This is a genomic window from Pseudomonas fluorescens, assembly GCF_001307155.1.
Lineage (GTDB): Bacteria > Pseudomonadota > Gammaproteobacteria > Pseudomonadales > Pseudomonadaceae > Aquipseudomonas > Aquipseudomonas helvetica.
Map to the genome: position 1 here is coordinate 3,041,610 of NZ_CP012830.1, position 15,684 is coordinate 3,057,293.

Genomic DNA, 15,684 nt, shown 5'->3' on the forward strand with positions numbered 1-15,684 from the left:
CGCAGCAGTCGCAAAGCCATAGAGCAAGGTATGCCTGAAACAACCGAGTGGCAGGTTTCAGGGTTGCTGCGCAACCCAGCGGGAGCAAGCTCCCTCGCCACAGAGATCAGCGTCGCTCAGAGTTGGTGTCAGACGCGGAAGGCCTGAACGGCGGTATGCAATTGCCCACCCAGCACCAGCAGGTTCTCGCCCTGACTGCGGCCTTCACCGATACGCACCAGGTTATCCCCACCCAACTGATGAATTCGCTCGCTGTGATCGCGGATTTCACTGACGGCGCCACTTTGTTGCGCCGTGACATCGGCGATGCGCACCGCGGTGTCGGCAATGGTCTGGATCGCCCCGACGATTTTATCCAGTGCGCCGTCAGCGGCTTGTGCCTGGTTGGCGGTGGCTTCGGCATGTTCGACCTGGGCGCGCATGCCTTCTACCGATTGTCTTGCGGCCTGTTGCAGGCCGGCAATTAACGTCTGGATTTCTGCGGTAGCGCCGGCGGTGCGTTGCGCCAGCGAGCGAACCTCCTCGGCAACCACCGCAAAACCGCGGCCCATTTCCCCGGCGCGGGCGGCTTCAATCGCCGCGTTCAGGGCGAGGAGGTTGGTCTGATCGGCAATCGAGCGAATCACCGTCAGTACGCCGCCGATGGTGGCCGACTCTTCGGCCAGATGCTCGATCATTTGTGCGTTGCCCTGGACTTCGCCGACCAGCGCGTGCAGTCCGGTCAGGCTCAAGCCAATGACCTTTTGCCCGTGCTCGACCGCCAGACCGGCGTGACGGCTGGCGTCGGCAGCCTGGCTGGCATCGCCGGCGACTTGCTGAATGGTCGCTTCCAGCTCACCAAGCGAGTCGCGGATCAGCGCAGTGTCGCCGGCCTGATGTTCGGCACCGCTGTGCAAGTCGCTGCTCAGTTCGGCCAATACCCGGCTGCTGCCGGCAACCTGTTCGGCGTTCAGCCGGATTGTCCCGACCAGATCCACCAGATAAGCGCGCAGGCGATTCAGCGATTCTTGAATATCGTGCAGTTCACGGTTGGTTGCGCCGAGCTGGATGTCCCGACTGAAGTCGCCTTCAGCCCAGGTCGACAGCGCTGGCGCCAAATTGGTCAGCACCCGGGCGAGGCGACGTTGCAAGGTGTCGATCAGCAGTGCGATCAGCAGGATCAGGCCGATCATTACGCCCTGCATGAGCCGCACTTCACCCTGGATTTGCCCATGCTGCGCGCGCACGGTCGGTTCCAGCCCGGCGATGGCCTGCTGCACGGCGGCAATTTTCAGGTGGGTAGCGGCGCTGAGGTCGGCGCGTTTCTGAATCTGTTCGCGGGTGCGACCGAGTTCGGCGGGGTAACGGGTCAGCAGGCTGGCAAGATCACGCTTGAAACCGGTGCCGGCATCTTCGGCGGCGGTTTTTTCAGTGTTCTCCAGGCCCATCATCGCCGAGAAATCATCGGTATTCGATTCTTTGCTGGCGGTCACGCCAAGCAGCGGCAGTGCTTCGATCAGCTCGGCCTGAGTGCGGATGCTGCTGACTTCACGCTCGACATCGACCGCCAGTTCGCTGCGGCCACTGCTGACCAGTTTGTCCCGGGCCAGCGAGAGTTTGCCGACATGCTGCGAGGCAACGAGCAGCGGTGGAAGATAGGCAGCAGCGGCAGGCGTATTGGCGCTGGTGGCGTATTGGCTGAGTTGCTCCAGGCTGGCGCCCAGTTCGCGCTCGGCCTGGAGCAGCAAGGCTTGCGGATCACCCGCCAGTTTGCCGGCGGCCAACAGGTCGGTCTTGCTGAAGTCATCGAGGCTGGCAAGGCTCGGCCGCACGCTGTCAGCCAGACCGGCCGGCAGTTCGTCGAGTTCTTTTTGCAGGGTTTCGATGGCCTGGCTGGCGCTGCTCAGGCGCAAGGCATCGCCGCTGGCCAGGTAATCCTCGACGTTACGCGCCACTTGATTTTGAAAGTGCTGCGACAGGCCCAGGTAGCGCTCCATCAACAGATAAGGACGCTCCAGGGCTTTTTGCGACCACCAGAGTGTGGCGCCGAGTGCGAGGCACACCGCGACTAGAAGCAGGGTATTGAGATTGGTCAGCAACTTCAGGCGCATCGCGGTTCTACCAACGACAGAATGGTAAGTGCCTGAAGTTATTGCGTTTGTGTTACAGGGTTATGACCGAATCAGTGGATTCAGGTGAAAAAGTGGCACTTTGATTCGACGACCGCGCCGCTTGAACGCGATTGCGTCCGGCGTCCTTGGCGCGGTACAGCGCCTCGTCTGCCTGGCTGGCCATCATCAGGCTGTCGCACTCTTCATGCAGGTCCACCACGCCGGCACTGAAGGTGCACCAGAGGTCTTGCGGCTGGGCCGGGTAGTGGATCTCGGCAAAGCGCTGACGGATTTCATCGAGCACTTTATAGGCCGATTCGATATCGGTGTCGGGCATCACGATGGCGAACTCTTCACCGCCATACCGGCCGATGAAGTCGGTCTTGCGCAGGCGTTGCTTGAGAAACAGTGCCAGGCTCTTGATCACCCGGTCGCCCATGGGGTGGCCGTGGCTGTCGTTGACCCGCTTGAAATGGTCAATGTCGAGCATCGCAAAACTCAATGGCTTGTTCTCGCGGCGGGCGCGGAAGCTGCAGTCTTCGAGCAATTGCAGAATATGTGTGTGGTTATAGAGGCCGGTCAGGCTGTCACGGACCATCCGCGCCTTGAGGTTGCGCGCCCGGGCTGCTCGGTTGCGTACGGTGGTGATCAGGTGACGCGGCTTGATCGGCTTGGTCAGGAAGTCGTCGCCGCCTTCGCTCATGGCGTCGAGCTGCTTGTCCAGGTCGTCTTCGGCCGACAAGTAGATGATCGGCACGCTGACGTAACGGTCATTGTGCCGGATCACCTTGGCCAGTTCGGTGCCGGTGCAGGCCGGCATGTACATGTCGAGGATGATCAGGTCCGGCTGGAAATCCGCCAGCTCGGCCATCGCCTGAATCGGCTCGATCAAGGTCCGGGTGACGATCCCGGCGCTGTTGAGCAGGCGCTCGGTGTGCAGGGCCTGGGCACGGGAGTCGTCGATGATCAGCACTTTATAAGGTTCGTACTGGGCGACGCAGGTCAGCACTTCGATCTTTTCCAGCAGGCTCGACGCTTCGAGGGTGCCGGTCAGAAACTCCTGGCCGCCGGCGCGTACGGCCGCGAGGCGGGTCGGGGTGTCGGTTTCCAGCAGGCTGAAAAACAGCAGCGGCAGTTTCTGTTCCAGGCCTTCCTGGGCTTCGGCTGCCAATTGCAGGCCCATGCCGGGGCCGCTGAAGTCGACGTCCATGACAATCGCTGCCGGCAACCGCTCGACCATCGAGGAGCGAAACGCCGCCACGCTGTCCAGCGATTGCGCGCTGAGACCGAAAAACTCGAGTTGCTTGGCCAGTCGCTCGGCGCGGTCGTGATCTTGCAGCATCACGTAGATCGGCTTGCGCAGTGGCGGTAAAAAGGTTTGTTCGAGCTGGTCGCCATGCCGCAGGCCAGTGCGCGACAGGCGCTGCATCAGACGATTGAGGTCGGTGATCAGCCCGCTGCTCAGGCGTCCGCGATTGGCGTCGACGGCTGCAAGCGACTGGCTGATGCTGTGCGCCAGGTGGGTGTGCTCGGGTTGTTCGAAACGTTCGGCGAAACGCAGCAGCCGCAGGTTCGCTTCACTCAGCTCTGCCAGGTCGGCGCCTGACCATTCACAGCGTTGCAGGCGCTGCCATATCTCAAGAATCTGACGTGCTTGATGAATTACCCGCTGGGCAAAGTGGTGCTTGAGGCGCTCACGGCTGGGGTCTTCTGGCTCGGTCATATCCTGACTACTAGTTAGGGTGCATGCTGAGGTCGACTGGTGGCTCTATGCTAGCACCTCTTTCCGATGCCATGAGTGTCGTACATCAATAAACTGTAAAGCGACGTTATTCAGTTCCTGACCGACTGGTCGCATAGGATCAACGCTGTGCTTCATTTATAGTGGCTGCTCGATTCGCGGCCACTGTGCGATCCACGGTCTGTCGGGCAGATTTAATCTGCTCGCGACAAAGCACGATGGAGTAGGGTTGTGGTCGAACCGACGAACTCAAGTGATTGAAAGGATATCGCCATGCTGGACTGGAAGAACCGCACAGGCAGCGCGCCTGAACGTGCCGCCGAACCCAAGTCGGCAACCCGCAGCTATTTAGGTGGCCTGCTGTTCAGCCGCGCATTGGCCACCTTGATCGGCCTGTATTTGCTGGTGGTCCTCGCCGTGGGCTGGTACTGGAGCCATGAACCTGCGCTGTTCCCGGTTCAGCAGAATGCGCAACTGGCTGCCGAGAAGGAAGGCAAGCAGATGGTCATCGGCTACACCACGGTCGAAACCCTCAAGACCGTCGCCGGTACCTTGCTGCACAAGCCGGGTGGCTATATTTCCAACGACCGTTTTCCACCAGGCGTGTGGCTGGACGACATGCCGAACTGGGAATACGGGGTACTGGTGCAGGTACGCGATCTGACTCGCGCCTTGCGTAAAGATTTTGCCCGTTCGCAATCGCAATCGGCTGAAGACGCCGATCTGGCCAAGGCCGAGCCGCGTTTCAACTTTGACAACAAGAGCTGGATGCTGCCGTCCAGCGAGTCGGAGTACCAGGAAGGCATCAACTCCCTGAGCCGCTACCAGGCTCGCCTGTCCGATCCAACGCAAAAAAACGCGCAGTTCTATGCGCGTGCCGACAACCTGAACAACTGGTTGGGTGATGTCGCGACCCGTTTGGGTTCGCTGTCGCAACGGCTGTCGGCCAGTGTTGGCCGGGTCAAGCTGAACACCGCGCTGAAAACCGAAACCCTGGCGCCGGGTCAGGTGCCGCAACTGGATGAAGAGCGGGTGGAAACCCCTTGGCTGCAGATCGACGACGTATTCTATGAAGCGCGCGGTCAGGCCTGGGCACTGTCGCATTTGCTGCGCGCCATTGAAGTCGATTTCGCCGATGTGTTGGCGAAGAAGAACGCCACGGTCAGCGTGCGCCAGATCATTCGTGAGCTGGAGGCCTCCCAGGAAACAGTCTGGAGCCCGATGATCCTCAACGGCAGCGGTTTCGGGATTTTGGCCAACCACTCGCTGGTCATGGCCAACTACATCTCGCGGGCCAACGCGGCAGTTATCGATTTGCGTCAATTGCTCAATCAGGGCTGAGTCATGGTCGATAACCTGAATGAGGCTGCGCACCGCGCGGCCTCGGACGCCGAACGGATCGCCTGGGTCGACGAGCAGGACAACCTGCTCGGTTCGTTGGTGCGCTCGGACTTGCGCGAGCGCGGGCTGATCGGGCGCGGCACTTACATCATGCTGTTCAACTCGGCCGGTGAACTGTGCGTGCATCAGCGCACGTTCAGCAAAGCCATCTATCCCGGGTTCTGGGATGTGGCGGCGGGCGGCATGGTGCTGGCGACTGAAACCTATGCCGAATCGGCGGCCCGTGAGCTGGAAGAAGAGTTGGGCGTCAGCGGGGTCGAGCTGACCGCCCATGATCATTTTTTCTTTGAGGACACCGGCAACCGCTTGTGGTGTTCGGCGTTTTCGGCAGTCTGGGACGGACCATTGATCCTGCAGCCGGAAGAAGTGCTTCAGGCCCGCTTTATTCCCATCGAACAGGTGATGCAGGAAATCACGCAGAAGCCTTACTGCCCGGACTCTCTGGCGGCGTTGAAGCGCTATCTGCGCGCGCGCGGGGGTGACGCTCTGAAGGGCGTCGCAAAAGATCTATAAAATGGCGCCGATTGGCTCTTAGCAAGTGCGCTTTTTGCCGTTACACTGCGCGACCTTTGTAGGAGCAGAGCTTGCTCGCGAAGAACGTAATGGCTCCGCGTACTGTCTGACGGCACGCGTTATCGTTGACATCCTTCGCGATCAAGCTTTGCCCCAGGGCTAACTAGCCCATAGCGCTGCCCCTGCCTGAGTGGGGCTTCGCGGTCGATAGCACTTGCCAAAGTTGCTGCGACCAGTCTTTGTCCTCCCAAGAGGATTGCCGGTGGCCAAAAAAGCCGCATCCTTCGCCGCCCTTGGTGGCCTGGTATTTTCCACCGACGCAGGTCGACATTGCCCGGACTGTAGCCAGCCGGTGGCAGCCTGCATCTGCAAACAAACCGTTATCCCGGCCGGCGACGGCATCGCGCGCGTGCGCCGCGAAAGCAAGGGCCGGGGCGGCAAGACGGTGACCACGATCAGCGGCGTGCCGCTGGCTGAAGACGCGCTCAAGGAGCTTGCCACGACGTTGAAGAAACGTTGCGGCACCGGTGGTGCGTTGAAGGACGGGATCATCGAGATCCAGGGCGATCATGTCGAGCTACTCTTGGCAGAGCTGATCAAACACGGTTTCAAAGCGAAGAAATCCGGCGGCTAGCAGCCTCTGTGAAAACCACCCCGACTTGATGCAGTCCTGATCGATTCAGGTTGAACGTCGTCTCCATGGTTTTCACAGAGCCTGTTCTGACCGGTTTCTAAACTCAGCGCTGCAAGTGTGGTCTATCCCGCTTGCAGGCTAATCGTCATTTTTTCACTTTAGACTGCGCCAGCCCTCAACCCGGGTGGCGCTCTTTGACTTCTTTATAGGGGACTTCGATGTCCGTACGACGCACACGCAAAGACGATGGCAGCCAATGGACAGTTGCGGACAGCCGCAGTGTTTACGGGATTCGCCATTGGGGGGCCGGGTATTTCGCGATCAGTGACGCCGGTCGCGTAGAAGTTCGTCCGAACGGCCCGAGCAGCGCACCTATCGATCTGTTCGAACAAGTCGCACAGCTGCGCAAAAGCGGCCTGTCCTTGCCACTGTTGGTGCGCTTCCCGGACATCCTGCAGGACCGTGTCCGTCAGCTGACCGGCGCCTTCGACGCGAATATCGAGCGTCTGGAATACCAGAGCAAGTACACCGCGCTGTACCCGATCAAGGTTAACCAGCAGGAAGCGGTGATCGAGAACATCATCGCCACTCAGAACGTGTCCATCGGCCTGGAAGCCGGCTCCAAGCCGGAACTGCTGGCCGTGCTGGCCCTGGCGCCAAAGGGCGGCACCATCGTCTGCAACGGTTACAAGGACCGTGAGTTCATCCGCCTGGCACTGATGGGCCAGAAGCTGGGTCACAACGTGTTCATCGTGATCGAGAAAGAATCCGAAGTCGGCCTGGTGATCGAAGAGGCCGCCTCGCTGAAGGTCAAGCCTCAAGTCGGCCTGCGGGTTCGCCTGTCGTCCCTGGCATCGAGCAAATGGGCTGACACTGGCGGCGAAAAATCCAAGTTCGGGCTGTCTGCTGCCCAGTTGCTGTCGGTAGTCGAGCGCTTCCGTGCGGCCGGTCTGGATCAGGGCATTCGTTTGCTGCACTTCCACATGGGCTCGCAGATCGCCAACCTGGCGGACTACCAGCACGGCTTCAAGGAAGCGATCCGTTACTACGGCGAACTGCGCAACCTTGGCCTGCCGGTGGATCACATCGACGTGGGGGGTGGCCTGGGCGTCGACTACGACGGTACCCACTCGCGCAACGCCAGCTCGATCAACTACGACATGGACGATTACGCCGGTGTCGTGGTCGGCATGCTCAAGGAATTCTGCGACGCGCAGAGCCTGCCGCATCCGAACATCTTCTCCGAGAGTGGTCGTTCGCTGACCGCTCACCACGCCATGCTGGTGGTGCAGGTCACCGACGTCGAGAAACACAACGACGACGTGCCGATGATCGAGAACAAGGAAGAGCTGCCGGAAACCGTGCAATGGCTGGTCGACCTGCTCGGCCCGACCGATATCGAGATGGTCACCGAAACCTACTGGCGCGCGACTCACTATATGAGCGACGTGGCCACCCAGTACGCCGATGGCAAGCTGACCCTGGCCGAAAAAGCCCTGGCCGAGCAATGCTACTTCGCTGTCTGCCGTCGCCTGCACAACTCGTTGAAAGCCCGTCAGCGCTCGCACCGTCAGGTGCTCGACGAACTCAACGACAAGCTGGCCGACAAATACATCTGCAACTTCTCGGTATTCCAGAGCCTACCGGACACCTGGGCGATCGGCCAGGTCCTGCCGATCCTGCCGCTGCACCGTCTTGATGAAGAGCCGATGCGCCGTGCCGTGCTGCAAGACCTGACCTGTGACTCCGACGGCAAGATCAAGCAATACGTCGACGAGCAGAGCATCGAAACCAGCCTGCCGGTACACGGGCTCAATGATGGCGAAGACTACCTGCTGGGGATTTTCCTGGTGGGCGCTTACCAGGAAATTCTCGGTGACATGCACAACCTGTTCGGTGACACCGACTCGGTAAACATCTACCAGAATGCCGACGGCAGTGTTTACCACGCCGGTATCGAAACCCATGACACCATCGAAGACATGCTGCGTTACGTGCACTTGTCGCCGGAAGAGCTGATGACGCACTACCGCGACAAAGTGGCCAGCGCTCGAATCAGTGCCACCGAGCGCACCCAGTACCTCGATGCCTTGCGCCTGGGTCTGACTCGTTCGTCTTACCTGTCTTCTTGAGGTAGCGAACCGCTGTGACCAGGTTGTCGGAAAATACTCCGCGTAGTGCGGAGTTTTCCGAGGACCTGGTACGGCATTTCTTTATTTTTGTAGCGATTTGCCGTGCCCACGCACTTTCAACGCTGTGTGGTCTTCATTTCGCGTAGGCCATTTCCTAAGTTGTACTTCGGCACTCTACTCGGCCATGTCTCTCAGCGAGAATCCCCGGCCGTCCCTCCTGTAGAGAAACGCCGATGTTCGATCCCGTCAACGAGCCGTCATTTCGTCTGGAGATAGCGGGTCAGCCCCAACCCTTTGTCGTTGTCGCCTTTACCGGTTGCGAGTCCATCAGCCAGCCCTTTGTCTTTCAGCTGGATCTGCAGTTCGATGAGCTGCGACTGGACATGGCGAGCCTGATGTTTCGCTCGGCGTACCTGGGGTTTGGAGGCGCGGGCACCGGTATCCACGGACAGATTCATGACCTTGCCCCGCTTCATGACGACGCGGTGCCGGCGCTCTGGCGTCTGTGCCTCGGGCCGAAGCTGGCCTTCCTGGCGCAACGCTGCAGCCAGCGAATTTTCAGCGGCCTGTCAGTCCCGCAGATTCTGGTGCAGGTACTGAAAGAACACGGCATAGACGAAAAAAACTGTCGATTCGAACTCCGAAACGACTACCCCGTGCGGGAATTTTGCACCCAGTACCGTGAGTCGGACTTGGCGTTTCTTCAGCGCCTGTGCGAGCAAGAGCGGATTCACTACCACTTTCAGCACCGCAAGCACGCTCATTACCTGATCTTTGCCGACACTCGGCGCAGTTCGTCTCCAGGTGCCGGCACACCCTTTGATACCCAAGGCACGGCACCCGCCGTCAGGCGTTTCACGGTTCATGCTCATGCCGATGGGGCACATCACGATGGATTGCCGAAACCTGTTGCAGCAGGCGAAACGGACCTGCCGAACCTGCGTAGCGGCATGCTGATGCCGTTGTCGGGCCATCCGTTTGCTGACTGGAATCACCTGTGGTTGCTGACCCGGGTCGAGCATTCGGGCAGTCAGGCGCAGTTGCCGTACTACCGCAACCGCATTGATGCGATTCCCTGGGAGGCGCCGTTCGTAGCGTTTCGTCCAAGCGAGAAGCCTCGGATGAACAGCCTGCAACGTGGCTGGGTGGTCAATGTCGACGAACCTCGCAGCGACGCGGCCCAACGCATCGCCGTGCAGTTCGATTGGCTTTATCAGGGCGAGGGTGCACGGCCCAGCCATTGTTGGCTGCCGGTCTCGCCCCAGCTGTCTGCAGAGTCGGTTGCCGGTTTGACGGCGGGGGTTGAGGTCTGTGTGAGCTTTATCGAGGGCGACCCAGACGAGCCGTTGATCACCGGCATATTTCAGGGGGCGCCGTTGCATGTCGACAGCGTGTTGCCTGCCGAAACCTCCCCGCCTTCAATGGCCGGGGAGGCGCTCCCGGCACGGGAGGAATTGTCGCCCGATGATCGCCATGACTTGTTGGCATTGGTTCAGGGCAGTCAGCCCTTGGTGTTGCTGTGTTTGATTCCCGGCGGGGGGAGTTTCATCCATTGCCGGCAAGCGATCTGCACCTGCCGCACTGTGGCAGGGCTTGGCCAAAGTGGTGCGGCATGATCGCTGCCCGGTCGGCTCAATGGCTTTTGCTGGATGTACCAGGTTCTCCGCAGGCAGGGTGGAGCCTGCAGCAACGGTTTGCCGACGTACCGTGTTATGCGTTGTTCGAGAACACCGACCTGCATGCGTTGCGCGACCAGGGGCCGCAGTTGATCGAACTGTCGGCGCAATCGCCGCTGATGCAATGTTGCCACGACGAGCCGGCGGACTGGCCGGGGTTGCTGCTGGTCAGCTCTGCATCCACGGAGCAATTGCTCGGGCACCTTCGACGTATGCTCACGGTCACGTTCGGGCTTCATTACAAAGGCTTGCTCAGCTACTACAACCCCTTTATCGCCAGTTACTTTTTTGATGCCAGTGATGCCCGCGAGTTGAGCCGCTGGCTGGGGCCGATCGATAAACTGTACTGGCACGGTGGAACCTGGGAGGACCGGGCGATCGGCAGTCTGGGTTGGTTGCATTTGGTCAATCCGCGATTGGCCGTCAGTGAACTGGCCATCGAAGACAGCCTCAGCCTTCGCCAGCAGAACAAGTTGCAAACCTGCCTGCTGGAGCGCCATGCGTGGTACTGGAGTCGCTCGACGGGCCACGACTTTGGCGCGATCTGGTCTTTTGTGCAGGAAGGACTCGAACACGGCTTCAGCGAGCAAACTGTGCTCGATGGCTGGCTGCGATTACGTTTGCAATACCCGTCAGCCACACCCGAAGCACACCTGCCGGGGCGCACTCAGCAAGAGCGGCTCGACAGCTTGCGCAACCGCTGGCAAAGCTATCGGCCCTGAACTCACCGCGTCCTGCAGGCCAAATCACGATGAAGAACTGCACTCGTAGCAGCTGTCGAGCCCGCGAGGCGGCGTTAGAGGCGGGCCGCGTTCGGACGAAGTCCTCGTAAATCCTGAGTACGCGGTTTGCCTGAAAGAACACGCTGCCTGATTCAACGACTGCTTCGCAGCCGAACGCAGCCTCGCGGGCTCGGCAGCTGCTACGAGCGCTGGAGCAGCACGATGTTCAGACGGTGAACCAGCCATCGTTCTTGCGCAGGTTCCAGGCGAATGCCCCAAGCATCAGGCTGCGCAGCACCATGAACAGCAGGAAGGTCAGCCATAGTCCGTGGTTGCCGAACCCTTGCAGTGTCCAGGCAAATGGCAGCAATAGCAGCACCGTCAGCAGCATGCCGTTGCGCATTTCCCGGGCACGGGTGGCGCCGATGAACAGGCCGTCGAGCAAGTAGCTCCAGACGGCGATCAGTGGCAGTGCGGCGAGGTACGGCAAGTAGACGAACGCAGTGTCGCGCACGCTCTGGATGTTGGTCTGCATCTCTATGAACAAATGCCCGGCGCAGAAAAACAGCAGCGCAAAACCCAGGCTGGCAATCAATGACCAGCCGCAGGCGACCACCAGGGAACGACGCAAGGCCTGGCGGTCACGGGCACCGATGGCGTGGCCGCACAGAGCCTCCACTGCGTGGGCCAGGCCATCCAGGGCATGGGCGGTCAACAGCAAACCATTCAGCAATAATGCATTGGCCGCCACCGTCGCATCGCCGAGCCGTGCGCCTTGCACGGTCACCATGAAGAACACCGATTGCAGCGCCAGACTGCGAATGAAAATGTCCCGGTTGACCGCCAGCAGCGGCCGCCAGCTCTGCCACAGCGCCAGTGCCGCCCAGGCGATATGCCCGGGGTAGGCGCGCAGGGCGTTACGGGTCATGGCCAGGCCGAGCAGGGCGCCGGTCCATTCGGCGATCACTGAAGCACGGGCCGCCCCGACAACGCCCCATTGCAGACCCAGGACGAACCACAGGTTCAGCGCGATGTTCACCAGGTTGGTGGTCAGCAGAATCGCCAGCGGTGCGCGGGCGTTCTGGGTGCCGAGGAACCAGCCGACCAGCGCATAACTGGCCAGCGCTGCCGGTAAGCCAAACAACCGGGTGTGGAAAAACTCGCGGGTCAGTTGATCGAGCTCGGCAGAGGGCTGCATGAAGTGCAACGCCACGCCACTGAGCGGTACGCCCAGCATCCCGAGCAGCAGTGCCAGCCCCATCGCCAATAGCAAGCCTTGCAGCAGGATCTGCCGCAATGCCGCGCCATCACCGCGCCCGGCTGCCTGCGCTGCAAACCCGGTCGAGCCCATGCGCAGAAACCCCATGGCCCAGGCCAGAAAGGTGTACAGGCTGGCGCCCACCGCGACCGCGCCGAGCTGATGTGCGTGGGGCAGGTGGCCGACCACCGTGCTGTCGACCAGCGCCACCAGCGGCACGGAAATGTTCGAAAGAATCATCGGCGCGGCAAGTGCCCAGACGCGGCGATGGGTCGCACGATCGCGCCAGTCGTTAATCAACGTAGACATTCAGGCTCCTTTCGAGAGCGGGCATTGTAGCGGCAGATCCAAGCGTCAGTGGTCTTGTGAAAGCGGGCTTTTTGTGAGGAGGGAGCTTGCTCAGATGCCGGTAAGTCAAGGGATTTCGGGCTCGGCACCTCACCTGTAGCAGCTGCCGAAGGCTGCGTTCGGCGGCGAAGCCGTCGTGAATGGCATACCAAGGTCCCTCTGGATGACCGCGTCGTCAGCTTGGCGAGTGCTTCGCCCTCGAACGCAGCCTTCGGCAGCTGCTACAGGTTGTGCGTGAGTGAGCGAGGTGTTGTTCAGTGAACCACCCAGCTCAACACCCACAACCCCAGCACCAGCCAGATAATCCCTGCGATGATCGATGCACGCATGAACGCGCGGACCGCCGAGTACAGCAGCATCAAGCCGATGATCAGCACGAGTATGCTGATGATCGAGGGCTCCATGCCCAGTGCTCGTGACAGCCCGTCGACAAAATTGCCGCTGGCGTGAGTCAAGGCGCTGAACAACCCACTGAGCGTATCGACGATGAACCGGATGACCGAACCCAGCGCCTGGCCAAGCCATTCGAAAAAGCTATCTACCTGCATGTGTACGTCCTGATGAAAGAGTGGGTGCCGGCGCTGAGCGCTTTGGCCATTGTCAGGGCTGGCGAGCGCCCTTGAAGCATAGAGGTTTGGTGGTTTGAATTGGCGAATAGTAACTGAACGTCTGCACCCACTGGGCAAGCTTCTGCGTTCTGTACTGGCTAGAGTCAGAATCGGGCTTTTAGTCCCACCCACCCCTTCAAGTCTAAACACACAGGCGGGTTTGCTCGCGAACTGTCACGAAACGACAGCAGTGTTCGGTGCTTGCCTTCATCCGCCATCCGCCCGAAGCTATACGCCTTCAGGAGAGCCCGATGAACCTTGTTGAACTGACCGAACGCCTGCACTGCATCCGTGACCGCAACGACTGGCGGCAATTTCACAGCCCGAAGAACCTGGCCATGGCCGCCAGTGTCGAAATGGCCGAGCTGGTGGAAATTTTCCAATGGTTGAGCGAAGACCAGTCGCGCCAGTTGCCAGCGGACAAACTGGCGCATGCCGGTCAGGAAGTCGGCGATATCGTGCTCTATCTACTGCTGCTATGCAGCGAGCTGGGGTTGGACATGGAACAGGTAGTACGCAGCAAGCTGGCTGACAGCGAACGGCGGTTCAGCTGATGAGCGACCGTCATTTCGATCAGTTGGCGACCCGTTTCGCCGAAAAAATCTACGGCGGTGCCAAAGGCGCGATCCGTCTGGCGGTGCTGCAGGCCGACCTGGCCGAAACCCTGCCGGATCGACCGTTGCGGGTGCTGGATATCGGCGCAGGTCTTGGGCACATGTCGTTGTGGCTGGCCCAGCGCGGGCATCAGGTGACCCTGGCCGAGCCTGCTGAACCGATGCTCGAAGGCGCCCGCCAGCGCTTCGCCGAGGCCGGGCAAGCGGCGACGTTTATCCAGGCGCCGTGGCAAGAGCTGCTCGGTCAACTCACCGAACCTTACGACCTGGTGCTGTGCCACGCGGTGCTGGAGTGGCTGGCCGAACCCCACGCGATTCTGCCGGTGCTGCATCAACTGACGACCAAAGACGGCTGGCTGTCGCTGGCGTTCTATAACCGCGATGCGCTGATTTACCGCAACTTGCTCAAGGGCCATTTCCGCAAGATGCGCAAGAACGACATGGCCGGCGAGAAGCAGAGCCTGACCCCGCAGATGCCTCTGGATCCGCGAGAACTGGCGACGCAACTGGACGGTTTGTGGCAGGTCGAAACCCAGAGCGGAGTGCGGGTTTTTCATGACTACATGCCGGTAGAGTTTCAGGCCCGTGCCGAACTGATCGACTTGCTGGAAATGGAGCTGGCCCACCGTCGTCACCCGAGTTTTGCCGGACTGGGGCGTTACCTGCACTGGATCTGTCGCCCGGTCTGAACCATGGTTTCTGTGGAGAGCATCATGAAACGCCGTTTGGGATTGATCATGTTGTGTCTGGGGCTCGGTGCCTGCCAGGGCAGCAATCCGTATGTCGCCAGCTCCAATCCGCTGCCGCCAGCCCCGCCGCATGCTGCCAACACCTTTGACCGCAGCGCCTATCCAGCGGCGCCGCGTGATTACAGCCGTTACCAAAGCTGGGCCTGGCTCAATGGCCGGTTGCCCAACGGTTCGGTCTTGGCCGACTCGGCGCAGATTGCCGAAGCGGTCAGCAATGCGCTGGATCAACGGGGTTTGCGTCCGCTGCACGACAATCGTCCGGCGGACCTGTGGGTCAGCGCCGACCTGCATCAGGAAACCCGCCTGAAGCAGGTCCAGGAGGATTACGGTTATGGCGGCTACGGCGGTTATAACCGTTATGGCAATGGCTACGGGATGTACAACACGGTGCCGATCGTTCGTACCTATCAGGTGCAAGTGCTGGTGATTCGGGTGGATTTGTTCGACGCCAGCACCGGGCAACCGGTCTGGAGTGCCAGCGCTGAAGCGGGCCTTCAGGGCAACGAAATAGAGCGTGGCGATGCGTTACGAACAGCTGTGGAAAAGGCGGTAGCGGCGTATCCTCCTAGTTAGGTTCCCTGCCTGGACCCGGAGAAAAATCATGTCCCGCCGTCTCTCATTACTGGCTTGCGCTGTGTTGCTCAGCGCCTGCCAAACGACCCAGGTCAATCACGATTTTGATGCCAGCCGCGATTTCGCCGCCTATCGCAGTTGGGCCTGGAAAGAGCCTGCCGTGCAATACCGTCCCGACGATCCGCGGATCAAGAGCGACCTCACCGAACAACGCATTCGCCAGGCGGTTGCCGATCAACTCGACCAGCGTGGTCTGCGCCCGGCCGCTACCGGTGCCAAGGCTGACGTCAATGTACGGACCTACCTGATCGTCGAGGATCGCCAGCAGCAAATCACCACTAACTATGGCGGTGGTTGGGGTGGCCCCTGGAACGGCTACTGGGGCGCACCGATGTACAACGAAACCCGCAACGTCTCTTACAAGGTCGCCACACTTCAGATCGACCTGCTCGATGGCAAGGATGGCAAGCTGGTCTGGCGTGGCAGTGATGAACAACTGCTCAGCAGATCGCCGCAGCCCGCCGACCGCAGCGCCGCGATTCGCGCGACGGTAGGGCGGATATTGAGCAATTACCCACCGAAATAAAGCACTTGAATCATCGGCGCTGGCAAGTTGCCAGCGCCG

Annotated in this window: 14 protein-coding genes; 10 read left to right on the top strand and 4 right to left on the bottom strand. The window is 60.5% G+C overall.

The features are described 5' to 3' along the window. Nucleotides 1-128: 128 nt before the first annotated feature. Both AO353_RS13695 and gcbA read right to left on the bottom strand, forming a co-directional pair. On the bottom strand, nt 129-2,090 hold the full coding sequence (locus tag AO353_RS13695) for a methyl-accepting chemotaxis protein (protein WP_054595442.1): 1,962 nt from the start codon (nt 2,088-2,090) through the stop codon (nt 129-131). Nucleotides 2,091-2,142: 52 nt separating this feature from the next. Further along, on the bottom strand, nt 2,143-3,813 hold the full coding sequence (gcbA, locus tag AO353_RS13700; protein WP_054595443.1) for a diguanylate cyclase GcbA: 1,671 nt from the start codon (nt 3,811-3,813) through the stop codon (nt 2,143-2,145). A 291-nt stretch (nt 3,814-4,104) separates the two neighbouring features. On the opposite strand from gcbA, the gene AO353_RS13705 reads away from it, so the two are divergent. The 6 genes from AO353_RS13705 (at nt 4,105) to AO353_RS13730 (ending at nt 10,909) form a co-directional block, all read left to right on the top strand. Further along, nucleotides 4,105-5,172, top strand: a complete 1,068-nt coding sequence (locus AO353_RS13705) for a DUF2333 family protein (protein WP_054595444.1) — start codon at nt 4,105-4,107, stop codon at nt 5,170-5,172. A gap of 3 nt (nt 5,173-5,175) precedes the next feature. Further along, a complete protein-coding gene (locus tag AO353_RS13710; RefSeq protein ID WP_054595445.1) occupies nt 5,176-5,745 on the top strand; it encodes an NUDIX hydrolase in 570 nt (189 codons plus the stop codon). A 262-nt stretch (nt 5,746-6,007) separates the two neighbouring features. Then, a complete protein-coding gene (locus AO353_RS13715) occupies nt 6,008-6,379 on the top strand; it encodes a translation initiation factor Sui1 (RefSeq protein WP_054595446.1) in 372 nt (123 codons plus the stop codon). A gap of 218 nt (nt 6,380-6,597) precedes the next feature. Continuing rightward, complete coding sequence (gene speA / locus AO353_RS13720) at nt 6,598-8,511, top strand: arginine decarboxylase (RefSeq protein WP_054595447.1); 1,914 nt, start codon at nt 6,598-6,600, stop codon at nt 8,509-8,511. Between the two features lie 233 nt (nt 8,512-8,744). Further along, nucleotides 8,745-10,127, top strand: a complete 1,383-nt coding sequence (locus AO353_RS13725; RefSeq protein ID WP_054595448.1) for a contractile injection system protein, VgrG/Pvc8 family — start codon at nt 8,745-8,747, stop codon at nt 10,125-10,127. Further along, nucleotides 10,124-10,909, top strand: a complete 786-nt coding sequence (locus AO353_RS13730) for a DUF4123 domain-containing protein (protein WP_054595449.1) — start codon at nt 10,124-10,126, stop codon at nt 10,907-10,909. Before AO353_RS13725 ends, AO353_RS13730 begins: the two co-directional genes overlap by 4 nt. Nucleotides 10,910-11,135: 226 nt before the next feature. Here AO353_RS13730 and AO353_RS13735 read toward each other — a convergent pair whose 3' ends face one another. Together AO353_RS13735 and AO353_RS13740 are read right to left on the bottom strand one after the other, a co-directional pair. Continuing rightward, on the bottom strand, nt 11,136-12,476 hold the full coding sequence (locus AO353_RS13735; RefSeq protein ID WP_054595450.1) for an MATE family efflux transporter: 1,341 nt from the start codon (nt 12,474-12,476) through the stop codon (nt 11,136-11,138). Nucleotides 12,477-12,769: 293 nt separating this feature from the next. Further along, entirely contained in the window at nt 12,770-13,063 is a 294-nt protein-coding gene (locus AO353_RS13740) for a hypothetical protein (RefSeq protein WP_054595451.1), read from the bottom strand. Between the two features lie 311 nt (nt 13,064-13,374). On the opposite strand from AO353_RS13740, the gene AO353_RS13745 reads away from it, so the two are divergent. From AO353_RS13745 to AO353_RS13760, 4 genes are read left to right on the top strand one after another with little or no spacing between them, the layout of a single operon-like run. Next, complete coding sequence (locus tag AO353_RS13745; RefSeq protein ID WP_054595452.1) at nt 13,375-13,677, top strand: MazG-like family protein; 303 nt, start codon at nt 13,375-13,377, stop codon at nt 13,675-13,677. Beyond that, nucleotides 13,677-14,426 carry a methyltransferase domain-containing protein gene (locus tag AO353_RS13750; RefSeq protein WP_054595453.1) on the top strand — a complete coding sequence of 250 codons (750 nt, stop codon included), beginning with the start codon at nt 13,677-13,679 and terminating at the stop codon, nt 14,424-14,426. The genes AO353_RS13745 and AO353_RS13750 overlap by 1 nt, the downstream gene beginning before the upstream one ends. 24 nt (nt 14,427-14,450) lie before the next feature. Beyond that, nucleotides 14,451-15,059 carry a DUF4136 domain-containing protein gene (locus AO353_RS13755; protein ID WP_054595454.1) on the top strand — a complete coding sequence of 203 codons (609 nt, stop codon included), beginning with the start codon at nt 14,451-14,453 and terminating at the stop codon, nt 15,057-15,059. 28 nt (nt 15,060-15,087) lie between these two features. Then, nucleotides 15,088-15,645: a DUF4136 domain-containing protein gene (locus AO353_RS13760; RefSeq protein WP_054595455.1), complete on the top strand. Its 558-nt coding sequence runs from the start codon at nt 15,088-15,090 to the stop codon at nt 15,643-15,645. The last annotated feature ends 39 nt before the right edge of the window (nt 15,646-15,684 follow it).